Here is a 24,592-nt window from a genome sequence, read left to right as displayed (position 1 = left end):
CCTCCGACGAGCTCCTGCGAGGCGTCCAGCGTCTCCTCACCGGGTTCGGGATCTTCTCCCGCATGTATCAGACGAAACGCTCCGCCGAAACCGCGTTCCGGTATCAGCGCAAGGACGGCACCGAGGTCGAGTACGCAACGGGGCCGACGTTCGACCTGCGCATCTCGAGTCGGTCCATCGCCCGCTTTGCCGACGCGATCGGGTTCTCGATCCCGTCGAAGTCCGCCGCGCTGGCCCGGTGCGTCGTCGAGCACCGGCGCTACGTCACCGACGAGGACGTCCGGCTCGTCGAGCGCTGCGACGACGGGGTCGAGCTGACCTACAACCTGTGCGAGCCGCGGAACCACAGCTACGTCGTCAACGGCATCGTGGTTCGCAACTGCTCCGAGTACATGCACCTCGACAACTCGGCGTGCAACCTCGCGAGCATCAACCTCCTGAAGTACCTGAACGACGATGGGACTTTCGACACCGAGGCGTTCGAGCACACGGTCGAGGTGGTGTTCACGGCGCAGGAGATCCTGGTCGGCAACGCCGAGTACCCGACCGAGAAGATCGCCGACACGAGCCGCCGGTTCCGGCAGCTCGGACTCGGCTACGCGAACCTCGGGGCGCTGCTCATGGCCCAAGGCCTCCCGTACAACTCGGATCAGGGTCGAGCCTGGGCGGCGGCGATCACCGCGCTGATGACCGGCCACGCCTACACGACGAGCGCCCGGACCGCGGGGCGGATGGGGCCGTTCGCCGGCTTCGCCGACAACCGGGACCCGATGCTGAACGTGCTTCGGATGCACCGGGCCGAGGTTGCCAAGATCGACGAGGAGAGTGTCCCGCCGAGCCTGCTCAGCGCCGCGCAGCGGTCCTGGGACGAGGCGGTCGACACCGCGGAGATCCACGGTGTTCGCAACTCGCAGGCGACCGTCCTGGCCCCCACGGGCACGATCGGGCTGGCCCTCGACTGCGACACGACGGGTATCGAGCCCGACCTGGCGCTGACGAAGGCGAAGAAGCTGGTCGGCGGCGGGACGATGCTGATCGTCAACCAGACGATCCCGCGGGCGCTCAGCAAGCTCGGCTACTCGGACGAGCAGGTCCAAAACGTCGTCGAGCACATCGAGGAGCAGAAGACGATCCTCGGCGCGCCCGACTTCAAGGACGAGCATCTGCCCGTCTTCGCCTGCTCGATGGGTGACAACACGATCCACTACATGGGTCACGTGAAGATGATGTCGGCGGTGCAGCCGTTCATCAGCGGCGCGATCTCGAAGACCGCCAACGTCCCCGAGGAGACGACGGTCGAGGAGATCGGCCAGCTGTACCTGGACGCGTGGAAGCTCGGCCTGAAGGCGGTCGCGCTGTACCGCGACAACTGCAAGGTCGCGCAGCCCCTCGCAACGCAGAAGAAGGCCGGCGCCGCGACCGACTCGGTGGAGAACGGGCTCGCCCAGCAGGTCGAGCGGATCGTCGAGACCGTGATCGTCCAGCAGCCGGTCCGTCAGAAGCTGCCCCGCACCCGGACGTCGAAGACGTTCTCGTTCCGGGTCGCCGACTGTCACGGGTACGCGACCGTCGGGGAGTTCGAGGACGGCCGGCCCGGCGAGGTGTTCCTGAAGGTCGCCAAGCAAGGGTCGACGCTGTCCGGGATCATGGACGCGTTCGCGATCTCGGTCAGCCTCGGACTGCAGTACGGGGTTCCGCTGCGCGCGTTCGTCGAGAAGTTCACGAACATGCGCTTCGAGCCCGCGGGGATGACCGACGATCCCGACATCCGCTTCGCGACCAGCCTCGTCGACTACATCTTCCGTCGCCTCGCGGTCGAGTACCTCACGACCGAGGAGCGGACGGACCTCGGCATCTTCACCATCCACGAGCGCCAGCAGCCGACGCTCCCCGGTGTCGAGGAGGCCGCGATCCGGAACGAGCCCGGCCTCGATCTGCTGCCGCCGGAGGACCGCGCCCCGTCGGCGGGGCTGCCGACGGCGGATGCCGCGGCGGCGGTCGAGGACGCCCCGACGACACGCGAAGCCGAGGTGGTGCTCTGCTACGTGTGTGGGGACATCATGCAGCGGGCGGGCTCGTGTCACACGTGCCCGAGCTGCGGCGCGACGAGCGGCTGCTCCTAGTCCGAAGCCGCTCCCGACCTGGCGCCGGACGGTGCGGCGGGCTCGTCGGCGAACACCGGGAGCGTGCCGGCGAGCCCGAGCTCGGCGGCGTCCTCAGCCGCCTCGATCGGGCCTCGAGCCGCGCCTTGGTGGGCGAGCACCCGGGGCAGGTAGCGAATCACGATGACGGCCGAGGCGACGGCGAGCGCCGCGCCGAACAGAGCCGACAACCGCAATCCGTCGACGAAGGCGTGCTTGGCGCCCAGCTCCAGCGCCCGCCGCGCCGCTGGCGCCAGGCCGGAGGCAACATGGAGCGCGCCGGCGAGGGAGCCGCGGGCGGTGCTGCGCGCCGACGCCGCGAGCCTGCCGACGAAGGGACCGAGGCTGCTCCCGTAGCGGGAAGCGGCCACGCTGCCCAGCACGGCGATGCCGAGGGCAGCACCGAGCTCCCGTGTGGCGTCGTTCGTCGCGGAGCCCGCTCCGGCGCGGCGGAGGGGGACCGCGGACATGATCGACGCCGTCATCGGCGCCATCGCCAGGCTGATGCCGCCCACGAGCAGCACGAGACACCCGAGCACGTAGAGGTACGCGGTGTGCACGGTCAAGCCGTGGAAGAGCAGGAACCCGACCGCGATGAGCGCCATCCCGGAGGCGACCGTCCGGTTGACGCCGACGCGGGCCGAGAGCCGCGGCGTCAGGGGAGCGACGATCAGCATGATCGGCGCCATCGGCAGGAGGCGCAACGCGGCCCCGAGCGGTGAGTATCCGAGGACCAGCTGGAAGTACTGGGTGAGGAGGAAGATGACGCCGAACATGGCGAGGAACAGCAGGATCATCCCGCTGGTCCCGGTGCTGAAGGCGGCGTTCCGGAAATAGGTCATGTCGAGCATGGGGTCGGCCACCCGACGCTCCCACACCACGAAGAGAGCGAGGGCGACGGCGCCCGACGCGAAGGCGGCCACGGTCGAGGTGGCCAGCCATCCGCTGTTCGGCGCCTCGATCAGGGCGTAGACGACGGCCCCGATCCCGACGATCGAGAGCAAGGCGCCGAGGGGATCGAAACGCGCCTGCTCGGGGTCCCGCGACTTCGGGATCAGGAACCGGCCGCTGATCAGCGCGAGCGCGACGATCGGGACGTTGATCAAGAAGATCGACCCGTACCAGAAGTGTCCGAGGAGGATGCCGCTCCCGACCGGCCCGATCGCGCCGGCCGCTCCGGTGAAGCTGGCCCAGATCGCGATCGCCTTCGTGCGCTCCTCGGGAGGGAACACATTGATCAGGATGGACAACGTCGACGGCATGATGAAGGCCGCGGCGGCGCCCATGAGGGCTCGACAAGCGATGAGCTGCCACATGACCGTCGACTCCGAGGCCAGCGCCGCGGCGACGAGGAACAAGACGAGGCCGGCTTGCAGGGCGCCCTTTCGACCGAAGCGGTCACCGAGCGCCCCGGCCGAGAAGAGGAGCCCGGCGAAGACCAGCGAGTAGACGGCCACGACCCACTGCAGCTCGGAGTTCGTGGCGTGCAGCACCCGGGACAGGGTCGGGATCGCCACGTTGAGGCTCGAGTTCCCGACGAAGATGATCACGATGCTCAGGCAGAGCACGGCGAGCGTCCACCAGCGCCGCTCGTACAGCCGAAGCTCGCTCTCCACGCGCGCCGGCTCGTCAGTCATGGAGGAGAACCACTCGCGCTCTCAGCAGGGATCGACGGCTAATCGGAAGCATGCTACCGTTTCAGACCACGATACGGAACTACGGTTCCGTCTGTCAAGCCGCCTCCCGGAGGAGCCCCGCGGTGAGTGTGTCGACCCGACCCATGCGCGCCGACGGCGTGCGCAACCGTCAGCGGGTGCTCGAGGCCGCCGCCGAGCTCCTCGCTGAGCGAGGGCTCAAGGTGCAGGTTGAAGAGATCGCGCAGCGCGCTGGGGTCGGCGTCGGCACCGTCTGCCGACACTTCACGACGAAGGAAGGGCTGATCGCAGCCGTGCTGGAGAGCGTGTGCGAGCAGCTCCTCGAGGCGACCAGAGCCGCGCTGTCCGATCCTGATGCGGGTCGCGCGTTCACCCGCTTCGTCACGACGATGGCTGACTTTCAGGCGCGCCACCGGATCCTGGCCGAGGAGATGGCGCTGACGGCAGACCTGCCGACGAGCACACGCGAGGTCAAAGTCGCGCTCCGCCAGGCGGTCGCCGAGCTCGTCGAGCGCGCCCAGAACGACGGGACCGTGCGCTCGGACATCGGGCCGGCGGACATGGCCATGCTGTTCGCCGGGATCGCGCATGCTGCCGCCCTCGCTGGCGTCGACCAGGTTCTCCGCGAGCGCTACCTCACGATCGTCCTAGACGGTCTCCGACCGCTCGAGTCGAGTCCGCTGCCGGGTCACCCGCTCAGCTTCCAGCAGCTCGATCGGCTCCGGGCCCGTCGTCGGAGCCAGCTGCTCAAGCAGGCCCAGTCCTGACCTCAGGCGGGCGGGCAGCGCGCGCTCGCCGCCGATCCGCGACGTCAGCTCGGGCTCTACGCTGGCGGCCGTGGACCTCGACTACCTCGTCTTCGACGCCGACAACCACTACTACGAGGCGATCGATGCCTTCACCCGCCATCTGGATCCGCGACTGGGCCCGCGGTGTGTGCAGTGGGCCGAGGTCGACGGACGTCGCTACCACGTCGTCGGCGGCCGGGTCAGCCACGCGGTCGTCAACCCGACCTTCGACCCGATCGCGAAGGCCGGTGCCCTGCACGACTACTTCCGCGGGAACCCCGACGCCAAGTCGCCGCTCGAGCTCCTCCGGGCTCGGGAGCCGATCCGCCCCGAGTACCGCGACCGCGACGCGCGGGTGCGGACCCTCGACGAGTTCGGCCTCGAATCGGTCTGGCTGTTCCCGACCCTCGGGATCCTCTACGAGGAGCTGCTGAAGGACGACCCCGAGGCGGTCACGCTGACCTTCACCGCCTTCAATCGGTGGCTCGACGAAGACTGGGGCTGCAACTACCACGACCGCATCTACGCCGCGCCCTACCTGTCCCTCTGCGACGTGGACTGGGCCGTCCGGGAACTGGAGTGGGCGCTCGACCGCGACGCTCGCACGGTGGTGCTCAGGCCGGCGGCGCCGACGACTACCACCGGGCCGCGGCCGCCCACCGATCCGACGTTCGACCCGTTCTGGGCTCGGGCGAGCGAGGCGGGCATCACCGTCGTCGTCCACGCCGGCGACAGCGGGTACTCGTCCCAGGGCTACGCCAAGGACGGCTTCGCCGCCACGTTCGAGGGCGCGGGCCGTCCCTCGGTGAAGATGCTCGCGATCGAGCGGGCCGCGTACGACTTCCTGCTGACGCTCGTCTTCGACCGGCTCTTCGACCGCTTCCCGAACCTGCGGGTCGCCTCGGTCGAGAACGGCTCCGAGTTCTTGCCCGACCTCTTCAAGAAGCTGGAGTCGACGGCCCGGAAGATGCCGGGCTACTTCGGCGAGGACCCGGCCGAGACCTTCCGACGCCACATCTGGATCAACCCGTTCTGGGAGGACGACCCGGTCCAGGTCGTCGAGCTCATGGGCGCCGATCGGGTGATCTTCGGGTCCGACTGGCCCCACATCGAGGGCATGCCCCGGCCGCTCGACTACGTCGCCGAGCTCAAGGAGCTCGACGACGACGCCCGCCGCCTCGTCCTGCGCGACAACGCGAGGGAGCTGACGGCGCGGAGACCGGCATGAGCGAGGCCGCGGTGTCCCGAGGCGCGCGGGAGCAGGAATGGCAGGACCTGCGGCAACGGTACCTGCGTCCGCGGGGGGAGCGGCCGGCGACGAGCGCTCGGGGCGTGCATCACGTGGCCCTGCTGAGCCACGACGTGGAGCGAACCATCCGCTTCTACCAGGAGACCCTGGGCTTCCCGCTGACGGAGCTGTTCGAGAACCGCGATTACGCGGGCTCGACCCACTTCTTCTTCGACATCGGCAACGGCAACGCGCTGGCCTTCTTCGACTTCCCGGGGCTGGACCTCGGTCCCTACGCCGAGGTGCTCGGCGGGCTGCACCACCTGGCGATCTCGGTGCCACCCGAGCGCTGGGCCGAGCAGCGAAGCCGGCTCGAGGCCGCCGGCGTGGCGACCGAGTGCATCTCCTCATCCCTCTACTTCCGGGACCCCGACGGGGCGCGCATCGAGCTCATCAGCGACCCGCTCGGCGAGATGTACGGGAACCCGGTGTTCTGAGGGACGGCGTCGCCCCACCCGCGAGCAGGACATCGGAGGACTCGGTGGCGCGGGCGGTCAGGCCGCGGACAGCACCCGATGCCGCCCGCGCGCCGCCGTCCACGGGACCGGCGCGGGCCGACGCGAACCCCCGGGCTAGGGTCGACTCGTGACCTCGGATGACTCGGTCGAGCGGGTCCTCATCATCACCGCGCACCCCGACGACGTCGACTTCGGGGCGGCTGGCAGCGCCGCGGTCTGGACCGACGCGGGCATGGACGTCACCTACTGCATCGTGACCGACGGCGCTGCCGGTGGCTTCGACCGCAGCGTCTCGCGCGCCGAGATGGCGGAGATCCGCCGGGCCGAGCAGACGGCGGCGGCGAAGGTCGTCGGCGTGCGAGACCTCGTGTTCGTCGGCTACCCCGACGGCCGGCTCGAGCCGACGCTCGACCTGCGCCGCGACCTGAGCCGGGTCATCCGCCAGGTCCGGCCGCAGCGGGTCCTCTCGCAGTCACCGGACCGCAACTACCAGCGGATCTACGCCAGCCACCCGGACCACCTCGCGGCCGGGGAGGCGGCCCTCTGCGCCGTCTACCCCGACGCCCGCAACCCGTTCGCGCACCCCGAGCTGCTCGACGAGGAGGGGCTCGAGCCGTGGTCGGTCGACGAGCTGTGGCTCATGGCGGCGAACACGCCGGATCGCTTCGTGGACGTGACCGACGCCTTCGACCGCAAGCTCGAGGCGCTCCGCTGCCACGTCAGCCAGCACCCGGACCCGGACCGCTTGGAGCCGCTCCTGCGGGGCTGGCAGACCGCGCTGGCCAAGCTCGCCGGGTGGCCCGAGGGCCGCCTGGCCGAGGGGTTCGTCGGCATCGAGACGCGCTGAGCGGCGCCCGCAGCGTCAGGTGATGACGCTGCGGATCACCTCGCCCGCCTGCATGGCCCGCAGGGCGTCGTTGATCTCGTCGAGCTTCATGCGCCGCGAGACCATGTGCCCGAGGTCGAGCCTGCCCTGCTCGACGAGCCCGATGAGTCGGGGGAAGTCCCGGTTCACCTGGGCCGATCCGTAGACGGTGCCGAGGACCCGCTTCTCCTGGAGGATGAGCGGCATGGTCGGCAGGTCGATGGTCTGGTCGAAGCGGGGCACGCCGACCACGACGCAGGCCCCGCCGGCCCTGGTCATGTCGAAGGCCTGCAGGACCGTCGCCGGGTTCCCGATGACCTCGAAGGCGTAGTCGGCGCCGCGTCCGCCCGTCAGCTCCTGGACCTGCGCCACCGGGTTGCCGGCCGACGGGTCGACGGTGTCGGTCGCGCCGAGCTCCAGGGCGGTCGCGCGCTTCAGCTCGACAGGGTCGACGGCGATGATCCGCGCCGCTCCCGCGATGCTCGCCCCTTGGATGACGGCCTGGCCGACGCCGCCGCAGCCGACGACCGCGACCGTCGACCCCGGGATGACCTTGGCCGTGTTGAGGGCCGCGCCCACCCCGGTGGTCACCCCGCAGCCGATGAGGGCGAGCTCTTCGTCGGGGAGGTCGGTGTCCACCTTGACGAGCGAGATCTCGTTGCAGGTCATGACGTCCGAGAAGGTGCCGAGCCCCGTCATGGTCATGAGCGGCGAGCCGTCGCCACGCGTGGCGCGTTGAGGGGCCATGACGGCGTAGGTCTGCTCGCAGAGGTTGGTCTGCTGGTTGCGACAGAACCAGCACACGCCGCAGGCGGGGATGAACGAGCCGATCACCCGGTCGCCCTTCTTCACCCGGGACACCTCGGAGCCGACGGACTCGACGACGCCCGTTCCCTCGTGGCCCAGGATCGCCGGGGGCGGCATCGGCAGCGTGCCGTTGATCACCGACAGGTCGGAGTGGCAGACGCCGCTGGCCGTGACCTGGACCACGACGTCTCGGGGTCCGGGGTCGGTCGGCGTCACGTCCTCGACGACGAGGTCGCCGTTCGGCTCCACGAAGATCGCTGCTCGCATGCGCGTGCCTCCTCGGTACTTCGGCTCGCCGGGTCGAACGTATCAGGGGCCGGACCAGGGCCGCACCGGCAGGCCGGGCGTCGGCAGGCCCTCCCAGGCGACGACGTGGCCGGGCAGACCGTCGGTGGCGAAGAGGGTGCGCCGATCGGCGCCGCCGAAGCAGCAGTTGGTGGTCACGCCTGTGCCCGGGATGCCGAGGAACTCCACGTCGGTCCCGTCCGGCTCGAGCACTCGCACCCCGTGCGCGGCGGTGTTGGCGACGTAGAAGCGCCCCTCCTCGTCGACGCAGAGCCCGTCGCCATCGCCGCCCGCCAGCCGCTCGACGATCCACTCCCGGCCCCCATCGGGCGTCAGGCGCAGCAGACCCCGGGCCTCGACCACCACGGTCGTGCCGTCCGGCTCGAGCGCGATCCCGTTGCAGTACAGGAAGCCGGTGGCGACCACCGCGCTCGTCCCGTCACGTCGAATGGTGTGCACCCGCCCGACCGGATCCGTCGGAGGCGGGTACGGCGGCGGGTCGGTGAACCAGACGGTGTCGTCGTCGGCGACCACGAGGTCGTTCGGCGCTCGGAACCCGTCGTCGAGGAGGTAGGTGACGGTGCCGTCGGGGGCGACGCGCTGGATCCCGGGGGTCACCGGGCGGAACGGCGGCGGGTCCTCGTAGAGGTGGGTGCTGGCGAAGTCGATCCCGCCGTTCTGGGTGACGAGGAAGCCGCCGTCGCGGCAGGCCGCGGCCGCGTTGGCGCCGCCGCCCAGGCTCGCGATGCGCTCGACCCGTCCGTCCGTGACGTCGACGCGCTCGAGCGTGCCGTCGGCGACGCTCGTGACCACGAGGGTGCCGGCGCCGCCGGCCGGGTCGGGGCACCAGGCCGGGCCCTCGGGGAACCGGATGCCGGTCGCGACGACCTCGGCGTTCACGGCCCGTAGCCCGGCCGCCCGGCCGCCTCCCACTGCTGGTAGAAGTCGAAGAAAGCCTGCCCGAAGGGGTCCTCGCCGCGCAGCGGCATCGAGCCGCGGTGGATGGTCCAGTCGGCGGGCGCCAGGGCCATCGCCGTGGCCAGGTGCCGCTCCGCCGCCGCGCGCTCACCCCTCCGCAGCAGGTGCACGGCGAGGCGTCGCTCGACCCGAGCCTGCTGCACGTCGTCGTCCGGGAGCAGCTGCCGCTCGTTGACCTCGGCGTCGCTCAGCGGCGCGACGTCCTCGAGCACCCATCGACGGAGGTCGGCGTGGTGCACCCCCGAGTCGATCTGGGTGAAGTCTCGGAACCGGTCGTCGGCGGGCGCGATCGCCGGTGGCCGAGCGATGCGGCCCCGCTCGTCGATCCACACCGTGGTCGGGATGTTCAGGATCCCGTACCGCTCAGCGACGACATGGTCGCGGTCGACCAAGACCGGATAGGTGAGCGGGACGGGGGACTCGTCGCGCGCCCATTGGCGCACGGCGTCGGGGTCCTCGTCCAGGGCCACGGCCAGCATCACGAGCCCGGTCGCGGCCAGCTCCTCGTGCAGCGCCTGCCACACGGGCAGGTCCCAGCGGCACCCTCACCACGACGCCCACGCGATCAGCAGGCGCTTCCGGCCGGCGAAGTCGTCGAGGGAGACCGGACGCCCGTCGAGGTCGGGGAGCGTGAACGGCGGGGCTTCGAGCGCGGCGAGGCGGGTGCTGACCGTCCTCGTGGCCTCGCCCAGCACGGCCAGGCTGGCGTCGGGCTCGACCGCGACGGGCCGCCGCAGCGCGGCCGCGAGGCCACGCACGTCGATCGACCCGTCGACGACGAGCGCGGCGTGGTCGGGGACGGGGACGCAGACGTCGTCGCGGCACAACCCCTCTGGCTTCAGTGCCCAGCCGGTGGCGCGCGCGACGTCCTCGGCGGGGACGAGGAGCGTGCCGTCGCGGGCGGTGGCACGAACGGTGACGGCGTGGTCGTCGTCGACGATGGTGGCGCGATCACTCATGGGAGGAACCTACCCGGGGCCATAGGCTCGCCGCATGGGGCTCCTCGAGGGCAAGACCGCGATCGTCACGGGCGGGGGCGGGGGGATCGGGCGCGGCATCGCCGAGCGGTACGCGGCCGAGGGCGCGGCCGTCACCGTGGCCGAGCTCGACGCGAGCCGGGCCCACGAGACGGTGACCGCCATCCGCGCCGCCGGCGGCGTCGCGTCGGGGGTGGTGGCCGACGTACGCGACGAGGCCGAGGTGGACCGGGTGCTGGCGGCGACCCTCGACGATCGGGGCGGCGTCGACATCCTCGTGAACAACGTCGGCCACTACGGGGGGGCCCGCAAGCCCTTCCACGAATCGACGCGGGACGAGTGGCTCGACCTGTATCGGGTGAACCTCGAGCACGTGCTGCTCCTGACCCGAGCCGTGCTCCCGAACATGGTCGAGCGCGGATCGGGGGCGATCGTGAACGTCTCGACGATCGAGGCCTTCCGGGGCATCCCGACCCGGGCGGTCTACGCGGCGTTCAAGGCCGGGGTCACGGCGCTGACGAAGAGCCTCGCCCTCGAGTACGCGCAGCACGGGATCCGGGTCAACGCCATCGCGCCCGACGTCACCGAGACGCTCCAGGTCCCGTACTCCCGGTGGCTCCAGCCCGGGGACGAGTCCCGAATCCCGCAGTGGGTGCCGATCGGGCGTTTCGGGACGCCGGCCGACCTGGCCGGCGTGGCGCTCTTCCTGGCGTCGGACCTGGCCGGCTTCGTGACCGGCACCACCGTCCACGCCGACGGCGGCACCTACGCCGCCGGCGGCTGGTTCCGCACCGAGGAGGGCGGGTGGACGAACCGGCCCCGGCGGCCGTAGCCGGGGACCCGCCCGGCCCGTGGGCGCCGGCGGTGCGGGCGTGAGGTCCGGCCCTCGAGGGTCGACCCGAGTCCTGCTCCTCCGGCACGGCCAGTCGACGTGGAACGCCGAGCGCCGCTGGCAGGGCCAAGCCGACCCCGCGCTCAGCGAGCTGGGCGCGGCGCAAGCCCGGTCCGCCGCCGCGACGCTGGACCCGGCGACCACGGTCTGGGCCTCCGACCTGGCCCGGGCCCGCCGCACGGCCGAGCTGCTGACGCCCGACGGGGCGGCGGTGCGGGTGGACGCGCGGCTGCGGGAGCGTCACGTCGGAGCCTGGACCGGGCTGACCCAGGACGAGATCGAGCGGAGCTACCCGGGGTGGCTGGCCGACGGCCGCCGCCCCGAGGATTGGGAGGACGACGAGGCGGTGCGCGCACGGGCGTGGCCCGCGCTCGGCGCCGCCGCGGCGGCTGCCGCAGACGCGCCGGTGGTCGTGGTGTCCCACGGCGGTCTCATCCGCGCCGTCGTCAGCGGGCTCGGCGCGGCCCCGTGGCCGGTCCCCAACCTCGGCGGCGTCTGGCTCGAGGGTGACGGGGAGCGGCTCCGGCTGGGGGCGCGCGTCTCGCTCCTGACCGGCGAGGGCCCAGGCGTGGACCCGGGGCGGGGCACGCCGTCCGAATAGGCGCCGGGCCGACCTATTCTGGTCGGTCCCCCCGTCGCCGATTGAAGGTGAGCACGCGCCCCGTTGTCCGCTGCGCACCCAGAGCTTGCGGCCGAGCAGCGCTACGTCGACCGCGCCTACGACCGACTCGACGCCATGCGCGACGCGGCCCGGCGCGTCGCCGACGGCTACTCGGAGGTCGGCGCCGGCGGCACCCACCAGGCGCGCCTCGAACGGGACGCGGCCGAGGAGCTGACGCGACGCCGGCTCGCCGCCCTCGACATCGGCGCCGCGCCGCTCTGCTTCGGGCGCCTCGACCTCGAGCCCGAGCCGCCGTCCGCGGCCGTTCGAACCTTCTACGTGGGGCGGGTCGCCGTCACCGACGAGGACCAGGCGCCCCTGGTCGTGGACTGGCGGGCCCCGGTGGCCGAGCCCTTCTACCGGGCCACCGCCGGCGATCGCATGCACGTCGTCCGCCGGCGCCACTTCCTCACCCGCCCCGGCGACGGCCGGGAGCTCGTCGCGATCGACGACGAGGTCTTCGACCGCGACGAGGCCGAGTCCTCGGGGCTGACGGTCCTCGGCGAGGCGGCGCTGCTGGCCGCGCTGGACCGGGCTCGAACCGGCCGGATGGGCGACATCGTCGCCACCATCCAGGCCGAGCAGGACGAGGCGATCCGCGCCCCCGACCGCGGGGTGCTCGTCGTGGCCGGCGGCCCGGGGACGGGCAAGACCGCGGTCGCGTTGCACCGGGCCGCGTACCTCCTCTACACGCACCGCCGCCGCCTCGCGGCCCAGGGGGTGCTGATCGTCGGACCCAACTCGATCTTCCTGCGCTACATCGACCAGGTGCTCCCGTCGCTCGGCGAGAACGACGTCCAGCTGTCGACGCTCGCCGGCCTGAAGCCCTCCTACCGCGCGGTCGGCGACGAGGACGCGGACACGGCTCGCCTGAAGGGCGACCCGCGCATGATCCGCGTCGTCGACCGTGCCCTCCGGGACCGGGAGCACCCGCTGCCTCGCGACCTCGTCCTGATGGTGGACGGCACCGTGCTGCGGCTGACCGCGGCCGCGTCGACGCGGATCATCGAGCGGGCGCGGCGGCGACGCGGCACCCACAACGCGAAGCGGCCGGGCGTCGTGCGCGCCGTGGTCGAGCACCTGCGTGACCAGTATCGGCGCGCCCTCGGCGCCGCCGCCCCCGACGACGCCGACTGGGACCGTGAGCTCGACGCCCGGCTTCGTCGCCTCCCAGAGGTCCGTCGCGCCCTCGAGCGCATGTGGCCGGTGCTCACGGGCGGCGAGCTCGTCCACGACCTGTTCTCGTTCCCCGCCCTCATCCGGTCGGCCGCCGACGGCGTCCTGTCCCGCCACGAGCAGGCGCAGCTCGCCCGCGAGCGGTCGGCGAGGCCGCGCGACGTCCCGTGGACCGAGGCCGACCTGGCGCTCATCGACGAGGCCGACGCTCGGCTCGGGCCCCCCGAAGCGGCGCGACCGCGGCGCCGGCGGGGTCGGCCGCGCGGCGACGACGCCGCGGCCGCGGTGGTGGCCGAGCTCGGCGTGGGCGGGTTCGTGACGCCGGCCGAGCTCGCCCGCCGCTACCGCGGCGACGGTCACGGCGCCGCCGAGGCGGCCGACGAGCCCCGCACCTTCGGTCACGTCCTCGTCGACGAAGCCCAGGACGTGTCGGCCATGCAGTGGCGCATGCTCGCCCGACGCTGCCCGACCGGATCGATGACGGTCGTCGGCGACTTCGGGCAGGCCAGCCGGCCCGGCGCGCTGCGGGACTGGTCGGAGGTGCTCCGGCTCCTCCCGGGCCGGATCGAGCCCCGCGTCGTCACGCTGTCGGTGAACTACCGGACCCCGGCGGAGATCATGCGGGTCGCCCACCAGGTGCTCGCCGCGACCGAGGCGGGAGCCGAGCCGACCCAATCGGTCCGCCGGACCGGCGCCCAGCCGCGGTTCGTGGGCGTCGACGCCGGGAGTCTCGTCGCGGCCCTCGCCGAGGAGGCCCGTCGCGGCGTGGCCGCGGGCGGGACCGTCGCGGTCATCGCCCCGGCCTCGCGGCATCGCGAACTCGTCGAGGAGCTCGCCGACGTGGGCGCACGCTCAGGGACCGTCGACGCGCTCGACGCCCCTGTCGCGGTGCTGCGCGCCGGCGACGCCAAGGGCCTCGAGTTCGACCACGTCGTCGTCGGCGAGCCGGCCCAGCTCGTCCCGACCGACCCGCCCGGGCTCCGGCTGCTGTACGTCGCGCTGACGCGCGCCACCCGGACCCTCGCCGTCGTGCACGCGGACCCGCTCCCAGAGCCGCTCGCGGCCGCCGCGCTCGCCGCCGCTCCGATCGCGGCGTCGTAGGATCGGCCGCCGTGACCGCGACCGACGTGGACCGGACGGGCGCCGACGTCGCGTGGGACCTCGAGCCGCTCGTCGACGGGCGGGGCGAGGCCGGCGCCGCCGCGCTCCTCGACGACGCCGAGCGGCGCGCCGCCGACCTCGGCGGCTACCGCGGCCGCGTGGCCGACCTCGACCCGGCGGGCACCGCCGCCCTCATGCACGAGCTGGCGACGATCACCGAGCTGATCGGACGGGCGGGCTCGTACGCGGCGCTGCGCTTCGCTGTCGACACGAGCGATCCGGCTCGCGGCGCGCTGCTGGCCACGGTGGAGGAGCGCGCGACGGCGATCTCGAACGAGCTGCTCTTCGTCGAGCTCGAGTGGGCGGCGCTCGCCGACGAGCACGTGGCCGCGATCATCGACGACCCCGCGCTCGCGTTCTGCCGGCACCACCTGCTCTCGGTCCGTCGCTACCGGCCGCACCTCCGGACCGAGCCCGAGGAGCGGATCCTGGCCGACAAGGCGGTGACCGGGCGCAGCGCCTGGTCCCGCCTCTTCAGCGAGCTGACCGCGGCCCTGACCGTCGAGCTCGACGACGGCCCCGCCGCCCTCGAGCCCGCCCTGTCACGGCTGCAGGCCCCCGACCGGGAGGTCCGCCGGGCCGCGGCCGAGGCGGTGAGCGAGGCGCTCGAGCCCGGTCTCCGCACCCGGGCCTTCATCTTCAACACGCTGCTCGCCGACAAGTCCAGCGACGACCGCATCCGCCACTACCCGGACTGGCTCGCGAGCCGCAACCTCGACAACGAGGCGAGCGACGAGTCGGTGCAGGCGCTCGTCGACGCGGTGGTGCGGCGCTACGACATCCCCCAACGCTGGTACGCGCTGAAGGCTCGCCTCCTGGGCGTGGACCGGATCGCCGACTACGACCGGATGGCCTCGATCGCGGCCGAGGACGCCGAGCTGGGGTGGCGCGGCGCGACCGAGCTGGTGCTCGACGCGTACGCGTCCTTCTCGCCCGACCTCGCCGACGTCGTGCGCCGGTTCTTCGACGAGCAGTGGATCGACGCGCCGGTCCGGCCCGGGAAGCGGCCGGGGGCATTCTGCGCGTACACGGTGCCGTCGGCGCACCCGTACGTGCTGCTGAACTGGACCGGTCGCCGACGCGACGTCCTCACGCTGGCCCACGAGCTCGGGCACGGCGCCCACGCCTACCTGGCCCGTGGTCAGGGCGTGTTCCACCAGTCGACGCCGCTCACGCTGGCGGAGACGGCGTCGGTGTTCGGGGAGACCGTCACCTTCGGGCGGCTGCTGGCGGAGACGACGGACCCCGACGCCCGCCTGGCGCTGCTGGCCGAGAGCCTCGAGGGCCAGATCGCGACCGTGTTCCGCCAGATCGCGATGAACCGGTTCGAGGACCGCGTGCACACCGAGCGCCGCGAGCGCGGGGAGCTGAGCGTCGACCGGTTCGGGGCGTGCTGGATCGAGACCCAGGCCGACATGCTCGGATCGGCGGTCGAGCTCACGCCCGGGTACCGGTGCTGGTGGTCGTACATCCCGCACTTCATCGGCACCCCCGGCTACGTGTACGCCTACGCGTACGGGCAGCTGCTCGCGCTCTCGGTGTACCGCCAGTACGAGCGGCAGGGGGCGGCGTTCGTGCCCGCCTACCTCGAGCTGCTCTCGCGCGGCGGCTCCGAGACCCCGGAGGCGCTCGGCCGCATCGTCGGCGTGGACCTGGCCGACCCCGGCTTCTGGGACGGTGGGCTGGCCATCGTCGAGGAGCAGCTCGTCGCCGCGGAGCAGGCCGCCGCGGCCGCCGGCCGCCTGCCGGCTTAGAACCGGGCCAGCTCGGCCTCGAGCTGGTCGAGGCCCATCGGCCCCAGCTCGAGCGCGAAGGCGTGGAACGCCTTCAGGTCGAAGCCGTCGCCGCGGCGGCGGCGCGCCTCGTCGCGCGCCCGCAGCCAGGCCCGCTCGCCGACCTTGTAGGAGATGGCCTGGCCCGGCAGGCCCAGGTAGCGGTCGACCTCGCTGGCCATGAAGTCGGGCGGGAAGTGGCTGCGCTCGATGACGAACGGGAGGGCCAGGTCCGGCGTCCACCGCTCACCCGGGTGGTACGACTCGTGGGCGGGGATCGTGCGCTCGAGGTGCAGACCGATGTCGACGACCACCCGCACCGCCCGCATGGCCTGGGCCCGCAGCATGCCGAGCTCGAAGGCCGGGTCGTCGAGGTAGCCGAGCTCGCCCATCAGCCGCTCCGCGTACAGCGCCCAGCCCTCGGCGTGACCCGAGTTGCCCGCCATCGTGCGCTGGAACCGGGTGAGCCGGTCGGCGAGGTGGCGCACGGTGCCGATCTGGAGGTGATGGCCCGGGACGCCCTCGTGGTAGCAGATGCTCACCTCGCCCCACAGGGGGAAGCGGGTGCGGCCGAGCGTCGGGTACCAGGTTCGCCCCGGGCGGCTGAAGTCCTCGGACGGGCCGGTGTAGTACATCGCCGCCGCGCCGCCGGGCGGCGCGATCATCGCCTCGACCCGGCGCACCGGCGCCGGGATGTCGAAGTGGACGCCGTCGAGCTCGCTGACGGTGCGGTCGAGCAGGTCCTGGAGCCAGGCTCGGAAGACGTCGACGCCCTCGATGGTGCGGGTCGGGTCGTGCTCGAGGTGCTCGATGACGGCGGGGATCGACTCGCCCGGCAGGATCCGGTCCCCGACGCTCGCCATCGCGGCCTCGATGCGGGCGAGCTCCTCCCAGCCCCACTCGTAGGTCTCGGCGAGGTCGAGCGCGGTGCCCGTGAACGCGCGCGCCATGCGCTCGTACCGCTCCTCGCCGACCGGGTCCCGCTCGGTCGCGTGCGGCAGGTACTCCTCGACCAGGTACCGGCCGAGCGACGCGTACGCCGCGGTCGCGCGGCCGGCCACCTCCTCGAGGCGGCCGCGGAGGGCGGGCTGGTCGAGGCCGGTGGCGTCGAAGCGCTCGAGCAGCGAGAGGAAGAACGGGAGCTGGCCGGTGTCGAGCTGGCCGCCCCAGGTGTCGGCCTGCCGGGCGCAGGCCACGACCTGACGGCGGGCCGCGGGGAGGCCCCCGCGCGCCCCCTCGGTGAGCGCGTCTTGGAACGACGACAGCGCCTGCGGCACCGCCGCGGCCCGGGCGGTGATGGTGTCCCAGTCCGCCTCGGTCTCCTGGGGCATGAGGTCGAACACCATGCGGACGCTCGAGATCGGGCAGTCGATGACCCGGAGCGCCCGCAGCGGCTCGCCGGCCTCGGTCACCTCGACCCCGATCTCGAGGAACCGGCGGAGCACCTCGGCCGCCACCCGGTCGCCCTCGTCGTGGGCGGCGGCGCGGCCGAGCTCGGTGAGGGTGGCGCGGTCGTGGTTCAGCCGCTCGGCCACGCCGTCGGGGGAGTAGTCGGTGAGCTCGTCGTCGTGGCCGGGGAGCCCCTCGAGGGTCGCTGCCACCGGGTCGAGGGCGGCGGCGCGCTCCACGTAGCGGTCGGCGACGGCGGCGACGGCGGACGTCATCGTCCCACCGGCGGGTCGGCGGTGCGACACGGCTCGCCTCGCAGCGCGGGGCAGGGCGGCAGCGGGGTCGGCACCGCGACGGCGGGGTTGACGGGGAGCACGAGCTTGGACGCCAGCATGCCCGACCGGGCGACCTCGTTGCGGACCGAGCCGGCCGCGGGCAGGTCCTCGAACGCCCAGAGGGGCCGGTTGCCGCCCGGGGCCTGCACGATGATGCGGAGCCGCGACCCGGCGCGGAAGGCGTGCGCGATCGGGAACAGCGGCACCCGGACCAGCGCGTGCCGGCCCTTCGGCATGGCGCGGACCTGCGCCTGCTCGTCCGTGTAGCGGGGCTCGAGCGGCGTCGACGCCGCGGCGTCGAGCGTGGTCCGGTGGCTCGCCCGCAGCCAGCCGCTCTGCACGTACGTCTCCTTGCCGTCGGGGCGGACCTCGGTGAGCGCGACCTCGAGGTCCGTGTCCGGCGCGGTCGTGCGCAACCACAGGTCGACGCTGGCCGGCCCGGTGAGCACCAAGTCGCGGGGAAGCGGGTCGCTCGTGTACGCGAGCGCGGCGCCGGCGCGCGGGGCCTCCCAGTTGTACGGCGGCAGGCTCCCAAAGATGTCGTTCGCGGTCTCCGGGGTGGCGTCGGTGGCGGGCACGGAGGTCGGGTCGTACTGGTACGCGTCGGACCCGTGGTCGGCGGCCGGGGGCGCCGACCGGTCGAGGCGCCCACCGGCCCGGAGGTACCACGTCGTCGGCAGCACGCCGGGGGGCGGCCAGCTCGGGAACGAGGCCTCGAAGCCCGGCACCGGCGCGCCGACCGGGGGCCCGGCCCCGTTGTCGAAGAGGACGCGCACGCGAGGCTCGGCCTCGTAGCGGGCCAGGGCGCTGGCGTAGCTCGTCGCCCCCGCGAAGCGGTCCGGGGGCAGCGAGAGCGCGGTCCCGAAGATCGCCGCGTACTCCACCGGGGCCGCGGCCCGCACCCCGGCCGGGATGGCCGGGATCCGACGGGCGACGTAGAGGTCGAGGAACTCGCCCCAGCGCACGGCCACCGCCGGTCCGAACCCCTCGGCGTGGGTGCCGTTCGTCATCGTGACCCGCAGCGTCGTCGTCGGGGGGAAGTGGCTGACGAGCTCGGGCCACCGGCCACCGGTCTGCTCGTCCTCGAGCGCGCCGGCGAGGAACGTGGGCGCCGTGATCTTCGAGACCAGGAGGTCGAGGTTCAGGTGGTCGAGCCGAGCCGGGACGTAGAAGCGGGCGGCGCGAATCTGGCCGAGGACGTCGGGGGTCTGGAGCCGCAGGGCCTGGTTGGCGGCGCAGGCGGCGTCGCCGTCGCGGATGCGCCGGCGCGCCCACGACTGCCCCGCCGGCTGCGCGTCGTGCTGGCGGTCCTTGGCCCAGGCCACCGCGAAGCCCACGTTGAGGATGCCCCCCGGGTAGAGGACGCCGCGATAGGTGTCGTCGATGACCGACAGCGGCGTGATCGCGGCCAGGTGAGGCGGCCGGGTGGCGGCGACGAACAGCTGGGTGATGCCCGGGTACGAGATGCCGACCATCCCGACCAGGCCGTGCAGCACCCACGGCTGGGCCGCGACGGCCTCGATGGCGTCGTAGCCGTCGAGGGACTGCAGCGGCTCGAAGTAGTCCCACGCCCCGCCCGAGCAGCCGGTGCCGCGCATGTTCACCCCGACGGTCGCGTAGCCGAGGGCCTGGGCGATCATCGACGCCGGCTGGGTGCCGCCCGGGTTGGCGGGGTCGTAGCCCGAGTACTCGACGACCGTCGGGTACGGGCCGAGCTCGGGGGGCCCGGGCAGGTGCACGTTCACCGCCAGCTCCGTCCCGTCGCGGGTGGTGAGGTACCCGTAGCCGGGGCCGAGGCGCTGGCTCCGGTAGAAGGACGGGGGCGGGCTCTCGTCGGGACGCAGCACCCGCAGCTCTGGCGACCGGAGGTGCCGGCCGTCGCCCGACTGGACGCGGTACCCGTCGCCGGGCGCGACTCTGCGGAACAGCAGCGCCCCCTGCGAATCGGCGTGTCCCTCCTGCACCCGGGCCCCGGTGGCGCCCACCAGGTCCAGCCGCGTCCCGCTCGGCGCACCCGTGACGTACACCTGCTCGACGCTGCCGGCGGCGTGGAAGCCCGCGGAAGGGCTCGCCGTGGCCACCGCCGGCGGGCCGCTCGCGCCTGCGGCCGCGGGCGGCACCGTGAGCGCGCCGACGACGAGCGCGGTGAGAAGCAGCGAGCGACGCGGCATGCCGTCCGGCAACGTATCGGAGTCCCGCCGCGGTATGGCACCATCCCGGGCCGTGACCCGCCTCGCCGACGCGCACGTCCTCGTGACCGGCGGATCGAGCGGCATCGGGCTGGAGACCGCTCGCGCCGCGCTGGCGCGGGGCGCCCGCGTCTCGATCGTCGCCCGAGACGCGACGCGGCTCACGCGCGCGCTCGACGACCTCGAGCGCAGCGTCGGCGACCGGACGCGGGTGGCGGCCGAGCCCGCCGACGTCACCGAACCGGACCGGCTCGAGGTCGCCGTGGCCCTGCTGACGGCCCAGCTCGGACCGGTCGACGTGCTGGTGACGAGCGCGGGCGCGGCGCGCCCCGGCCACTTCGAGCAGCTGCCGGCGTCGGCGTTCGACGAGCAGATGGCCCTCGACTACTTCGGGACGCTGCACGCGGTCCGCAGCGTCGTGCCCTCGATGATCGAGCGCCGCCGCGGCCATCTCCTGCTCGTGTCCTCGACCGCCGGCATCGTCGGGGTCTACGGCTACTCGGCCTACTCGCCGGCGAAGTTCGCGGTCCGAGGCCTGGCCGAGACGCTCCGGTGCGAGCTGAAGCCGTACGGCGTCGTCGTCGCCTGCGCCTACCCGCCCGACACCGACACGCCGGGGCTGGCGCGCGAGAACCTCGAGAAGCCCGCGGCGACGGCGCGGATCTCGGCATCCGTGAAGGTGCGGTCGCCGGCGACCGTGGCGCGGGCGATCGTGCGGGGCGTCGAGCGGGACCGGCTCGTCATCACCGCCGACCCGGGGACGGCGGTGCTGGCGCGCGCCGCCGGGCTCCTCGGCCCCTACCTCCGGGCGTCCTTCGATCGGCACGTGCGGCGCGCCGGCTCACCGGGTCGACGCCGCGACCAGGGCTAGCGTCGATCGCGATGACGGCGACCCGAACCGAGACGGACAGCATGGGACCGATCGAGGTCCCCGCCGACCGGTACTGGGGCGCGCAGACCCAGCGGTCGCTGCACCACTTCAGCATCGGCGAGGAGCGGATGCCGGCGTCGGTGATCCGCGGCATGGCGATCCTCAAGAAGGCGGCCGCGCTCGTCAACCAGGACCTCGGCCAGCTGGCGCCGGAGCTCGCCACGCTGATCGTCGCCGCGGCCGACGAGATCATCGCCGGCGGCTTGGCCGACGAGTTCCCGCTCGCGGTCTGGCAGACCGGCAGCGGCACCCAGACGAACATGAACGTGAACGAGGTCGTCGCCAACCGGGCCATCGAGCTGGGCGGGGGCACGAAGGGCAGCAAGGACCCCGTCCACCCGAACGACCACGTCAACATGTCCCAGTCCTCGAACGACACCTTCCCGACCGCGATGCACATCGCCGCCGTCGAGGAGCTGACCCACCGACTCCAGCCCGCGATCCGAGCCCTGCGCGACGCGCTCGACGCCAAGGCCGTCGCCTTCGCCGACATCGTGAAGATCGGGCGCACCCACCTCCAGGACGCGGTGCCGCTGACCCTCGGCCAGGAGTTCTCGGGCTACGTGGCCCAGCTCGACGCCGACCTCGACCGCATCGACACCGCGCTGCCCGACCTCTACGAGCTGGCGATCGGCGGCACCGCCGTCGGCACCGGCCTCAACACCCACCCGGAGTTCGCCGAGCGCGTGGCGGCTGGGATCGCCGAGCTGACCGGGCTGCCCTTCGTGTCAGCACCGAACAAGTTCGCCGCCCTCGCCGCCCACGACGCCCTCGTCCAGGCCAGCGGCACGCTCCGCACGCTCGCGGTGTCGCTGATGAAGATCGCCAACGACCTGCGGTGGCTCGCGTCCGGACCCCGCGCCGGCCTGGGCGAGCTCGTGTTCCCGGAGAACGAGCCCGGCTCCTCGATCATGCCGGGCAAGGTGAACCCCACCCAGGCTGAGGCCCTCACGATGGTGTGCACCCAGGTCCTCGGCAACGACGCCACGGTCGGGTTCGCCGGGTCGCAAGGCAACTTCGAGCTCAACGTCTTCAAGCCCGTCATGATCTTCAACGTCCTCCAGTCGATCGGGCTCCTCGCCGACTCGGCGACGAACTTCCGGCGGTTCGCCGTCGAGGGGCTCGAGGCCAACACCGACCGGATCGCCGAGCACCTGGCCAGCTCGCTGATGGTGGTGACCGCCCTGAGCCCCCAGCTCGGCTACGACACCGCGGCCGAGATCGCCAAGCACGCCCACCGCCATCGGACCTCCCTCCGGGAGGCCGCGGTCGCCCTCGGGCACCTCAGCGCCGAGGAGTTCGACCGGCTGGTCCGGCCCGAGCGCATGACCGGCCCCGGCTAGGCCCCCGGCCCCGGCTCCGGCCCGAGCGGGCCCTGGGGGCCCAGGAGCCGGCGCCATTGCTGAGGGTCGGGTCGGGAATGAGGATCCCGGCCCCGCCGTTGGATCCGTCAACGTAATCCTGTAATCGGATCCGAGGTCACGATGGCCGACACGAGCCCTTCCCTGGACGAGCGCCTGGTGCTGCCCCTGCTCCCCCTGAGCAGCGGTGTGGTCCTGCCCCAGATGGTCGTCACCCTCGCCCTTGAGTCCGACGACGCCCGCCGGGCGGCCGAGGCCGCCGGCGGCGGGGACGGCCAGGTCCTCCTCGTGCCCCGGGTCGAGGGCCGGTACGCCCGCGTCGGCACCGTGGCGCGCATCGAGAGCGCCGGCGAGCTGCCGAACGGCGTCCAGGCGTTGCTGCTGCGAGGCCTCTCGCGCGCCGTGGTCGGGGTCGGCGTGGCCGGCACCGACGCCGCGCTCTGGGTCGAGGCCGAGCCGGTCGCCGAGCCGGCGGCCGCGTCCCCGCGGGCCCAGGAGCTCAGCACTGAGTACCGGGCCATCGTGAGCGAGATCGCCACGCGGCTTCGCGCCGGGCGTCTCGCCGAGGCCATCCAGGGCGTCACCGATCCCGGCGCGCTCGCCGACACCGCCGGTTGGTGGCCCGACCTGGCCATCGAGCGCAAGGTGGAGCTGCTCGAGACCCTCGACGTCGAGGCGCGGCTCGAGGCGGTGGTGGCGTGGGCGCGCGACGCCCTCGCGGAGCTCGAGGTCGCCGATCGGATCCGCTCCGAGGTGACCGACGGGATGGAGGCCCAGCAGAAGGAGTTCCTGCTGCGCCGACAGATGGACGCCATCCGCAAGGAGCTGGGCGAGAACGACGGCGACGTGGTCTCCGAGTTCCGACGCACGCTCGAGGAGCGCGACCTGCCCGAGGCGATCCGCGACGCGGCCACCCGCGAGCTCGACCGCCTCGAGCGGACGAGCGAGCAGAGCCCGGAGCACGGGTGGATCCGCACCTGGCTCGACACGCTGCTCGAGGTCCCCTGGGGCGAGCGCAGCGACGACAACCTGGACGTCGGCGCGGCCCGACGCATCCTCGACGCCGACCACACCGGTCTCGAGGACGTGAAGGACCGCATCGTGGAGTTCCTCGCGGTGCGGAAGCTGCGCGCCGACCGGGGCCTCGGTGAGGCCACCGGCCGCGGCGTCGGCGCCATCCTGGCGCTGGTCGGGCCCCCCGGCGTGGGGAAGACCTCGCTCGGCGAGTCGATCGCGCGCGCCCTCGGTCGGAAGTTCACCCGGGTGGCGCTCGGCGGCGTGCACGACGAGGCTGAGATCCGAGGGCACCGGCGCACGTACGTCGGCGCCCGGCCGGGCCGCGTCGTCCGCGCCCTAACCGAGGCCGGCACGATGAACCCCGTGATCGTGCTCGACGAGGTGGACAAGCTCGGGGCCGACTGGCGGGGCGACCCGTCGTCGGCGCTGCTCGAGGTCCTCGACCCGGCGCAGAACCACACCTTCCGTGACCACTACCTCGAGGTCGACCTCGACCTGTCGCAGGTGCTGTTCATCGCGACTGCGAACCTGGCCGAGACGATCCCGGGGCCGCTCCTCGACCGGCTCGAGGTGATCCGCCTCGACGGCTACACCGAGGACGAGAAGGTGGCGATCGCCCGCGACCACTTGCTGGACCGCCAGCTGGAGCGCAACGGCCTCGGGGTCGACGACGTCACGATCGACGACGGGGCGCTGCGGCGCATCGTCACCGACTACACCCGCGAGGCCGGGGTCCGGAACCTCGAGCGCGAGCTCGGGAAGCTGCTGCGCAAGGTGGCGGCCCGGCTCGTGAGCGGCGACGCCACCGCCCCGGTGGTCGTCGACGCCGACGCCGTGCCGGGTGCCCTGGGTCGGCCGCGGTTCTTCGCCGAGCTCGCCGACCGGACGGCGACGCCCGGTGTCGCGACCGGCTTGGCCGTGACCGGAACCGGTGGCGACGTGCTGTTCATCGAGGCGACGGCGATGGCGGGCGAGCCCGGCCTGACCCTGACCGGCCAGCTGGGCGACGTCATGAAGGAGTCGGCCCAGATCGCGCTGTCCTACGTGCAGGGCCACGCCGACGCGCTCGGCGTGAACCCCGCCGACGCGGCCCGACGCTTCCACGTCCACGTGCCCGCCGGCGCCATCCCGAAGGACGGCCCGTCGGCCGGCGTCACGATGACGACGGCGCTCGCCAGTCTGCTGACGGGACGGCCGGTGCGACCCGACGTGGGCATGACCGGCGAGGTGACCCTGCAGGGTCGCGTGCTGCCCATCGGCGGCGTCAAGCAGAAGGTCCTGGCGGCCCAGCGGGCCGGGCTCACCACGGTGATCCTGCCCGCCCGCAACGGACCCGACCTGGACGACGTCCCGGCCGCCGTGCGCGAGCAGCTCACCTTCCACCTGGTCGACGACGTGGCCGAGGTCCTCGACCTCGCGCTGGCCACGCCCGACCAGGCGCTGGCAGCCTGACGACCCGCGCCCCC

General features: G+C 73.1%; 18 protein-coding genes. 12 read left to right on the top strand and 6 right to left on the bottom strand.

Annotated elements, in window-relative coordinates:
* Positions 1–2,123, top strand: a 2,123-nt coding sequence (locus VG869_11800) for an LAGLIDADG family homing endonuclease (GenBank protein ID HEV3451875.1), incomplete at its 5' end; no start/stop codon positions are given.
* Here VG869_11800 and VG869_11795 read toward each other — a convergent pair.
* On the bottom strand, positions 2,120–3,778 hold the full coding sequence (locus tag VG869_11795) for an MFS transporter (protein HEV3451874.1): 1,659 nt from the start codon (positions 3,776–3,778) through the stop codon (positions 2,120–2,122). The genes VG869_11800 and VG869_11795 overlap by 4 nt on opposite strands.
* A gap of 122 nt (positions 3,779–3,900) precedes the next feature.
* On the opposite strand from VG869_11795, the gene VG869_11790 reads away from it, so the two are divergent.
* From VG869_11790 to VG869_11775, 4 genes are all read left to right on the top strand, one after another.
* Positions 3,901–4,563, top strand: coding sequence for a TetR/AcrR family transcriptional regulator (locus tag VG869_11790; GenBank protein HEV3451873.1), 663 nt, complete (start codon positions 3,901–3,903; stop codon positions 4,561–4,563).
* A gap of 70 nt (positions 4,564–4,633) precedes the next feature.
* Positions 4,634–5,812, top strand: a complete 1,179-nt coding sequence (locus VG869_11785) for an amidohydrolase family protein (GenBank protein HEV3451872.1) — start codon at positions 4,634–4,636, stop codon at positions 5,810–5,812.
* A complete protein-coding gene (locus tag VG869_11780) occupies positions 5,809–6,309 on the top strand; it encodes a VOC family protein (protein ID HEV3451871.1) in 501 nt (166 codons plus the stop codon). The genes VG869_11785 and VG869_11780 overlap by 4 nt, the downstream gene beginning before the upstream one ends.
* Before the next feature lie 148 nt (positions 6,310–6,457).
* A complete protein-coding gene (locus VG869_11775) occupies positions 6,458–7,177 on the top strand; it encodes a PIG-L deacetylase family protein (protein ID HEV3451870.1) in 720 nt (239 codons plus the stop codon).
* 15 nt (positions 7,178–7,192) lie between these two features.
* Here VG869_11775 and VG869_11770 read toward each other — a convergent pair whose 3' ends face one another.
* The 3 genes from VG869_11770 to VG869_11760 are packed head-to-tail and all read right to left on the bottom strand — an operon-like array spanning position 7,193 to position 10,224.
* On the bottom strand, positions 7,193–8,269 hold the full coding sequence (locus VG869_11770) for a Zn-dependent alcohol dehydrogenase (GenBank protein HEV3451869.1): 1,077 nt from the start codon (positions 8,267–8,269) through the stop codon (positions 7,193–7,195).
* Between the two features lie 42 nt (positions 8,270–8,311).
* Positions 8,312–9,187, bottom strand: coding sequence for an SMP-30/gluconolactonase/LRE family protein (locus VG869_11765; protein HEV3451868.1), 876 nt, complete (start codon positions 9,185–9,187; stop codon positions 8,312–8,314).
* A complete protein-coding gene (locus VG869_11760) occupies positions 9,184–10,224 on the bottom strand; it encodes a TlpA disulfide reductase family protein (GenBank protein HEV3451867.1) in 1,041 nt (346 codons plus the stop codon). Before VG869_11760 ends, VG869_11765 begins: the two co-directional genes overlap by 4 nt.
* 34 nt (positions 10,225–10,258) lie before the next feature.
* Between VG869_11760 and VG869_11755 the strand changes: the two genes are divergently transcribed.
* The 4 genes from VG869_11755 (at position 10,259) to VG869_11740 (ending at position 15,886) form a co-directional block, all read left to right on the top strand.
* Positions 10,259–11,074 (top strand): SDR family NAD(P)-dependent oxidoreductase, encoded by an 816-nt coding sequence (locus tag VG869_11755; protein ID HEV3451866.1) that lies wholly within the window; start codon positions 10,259–10,261, stop codon positions 11,072–11,074.
* Positions 11,075–11,114: 40 nt separating this feature from the next.
* Positions 11,115–11,735, top strand: coding sequence for a histidine phosphatase family protein (locus VG869_11750; protein HEV3451865.1), 621 nt, complete (start codon positions 11,115–11,117; stop codon positions 11,733–11,735).
* 63 nt (positions 11,736–11,798) lie between these two features.
* Positions 11,799–14,072 carry a UvrD-helicase domain-containing protein gene (locus VG869_11745; GenBank protein ID HEV3451864.1) on the top strand — a complete coding sequence of 758 codons (2,274 nt, stop codon included), beginning with the start codon at positions 11,799–11,801 and terminating at the stop codon, positions 14,070–14,072.
* A gap of 11 nt (positions 14,073–14,083) precedes the next feature.
* A complete protein-coding gene (locus VG869_11740) occupies positions 14,084–15,886 on the top strand; it encodes a M3 family oligoendopeptidase (protein HEV3451863.1) in 1,803 nt (600 codons plus the stop codon).
* On the opposite strand, the gene VG869_11735 is transcribed toward VG869_11740, so the two are convergent.
* Both VG869_11735 and VG869_11730 read right to left on the bottom strand, forming a co-directional pair.
* Complete coding sequence (locus VG869_11735) at positions 15,883–17,568, bottom strand: DUF885 domain-containing protein (protein HEV3451862.1); 1,686 nt, start codon at positions 17,566–17,568, stop codon at positions 15,883–15,885. The genes VG869_11740 and VG869_11735 overlap by 4 nt on opposite strands.
* Positions 17,565–19,799, bottom strand: coding sequence for a CocE/NonD family hydrolase (locus tag VG869_11730; protein HEV3451861.1), 2,235 nt, complete (start codon positions 19,797–19,799; stop codon positions 17,565–17,567). Before VG869_11730 ends, VG869_11735 begins: the two co-directional genes overlap by 4 nt.
* 52 nt (positions 19,800–19,851) lie before the next feature.
* On the opposite strand from VG869_11730, the gene VG869_11725 reads away from it, so the two are divergent.
* From VG869_11725 to lon, 3 genes are all read left to right on the top strand, one after another.
* Positions 19,852–20,688 carry an SDR family oxidoreductase gene (locus VG869_11725; protein HEV3451860.1) on the top strand — a complete coding sequence of 279 codons (837 nt, stop codon included), beginning with the start codon at positions 19,852–19,854 and terminating at the stop codon, positions 20,686–20,688.
* An 11-nt stretch (positions 20,689–20,699) separates the two neighbouring features.
* A complete protein-coding gene (gene fumC / locus VG869_11720; protein HEV3451859.1) occupies positions 20,700–22,091 on the top strand; it encodes a class II fumarate hydratase in 1,392 nt (463 codons plus the stop codon).
* Between the two features lie 141 nt (positions 22,092–22,232).
* Positions 22,233–24,578, top strand: coding sequence for an endopeptidase La (gene lon / locus VG869_11715; GenBank protein ID HEV3451858.1), 2,346 nt, complete (start codon positions 22,233–22,235; stop codon positions 24,576–24,578).
* Positions 24,579–24,592 lie beyond the last annotated feature (14 nt).

It is taken from the genome of Acidimicrobiia bacterium, assembly GCA_035948415.1.
In the GTDB taxonomy this organism is placed as follows: Bacteria; Actinomycetota; Acidimicrobiia; order IMCC26256; family PALSA-555; genus PALSA-555.
This window is presented reverse-complemented; position numbering and strand designations above follow the sequence as displayed.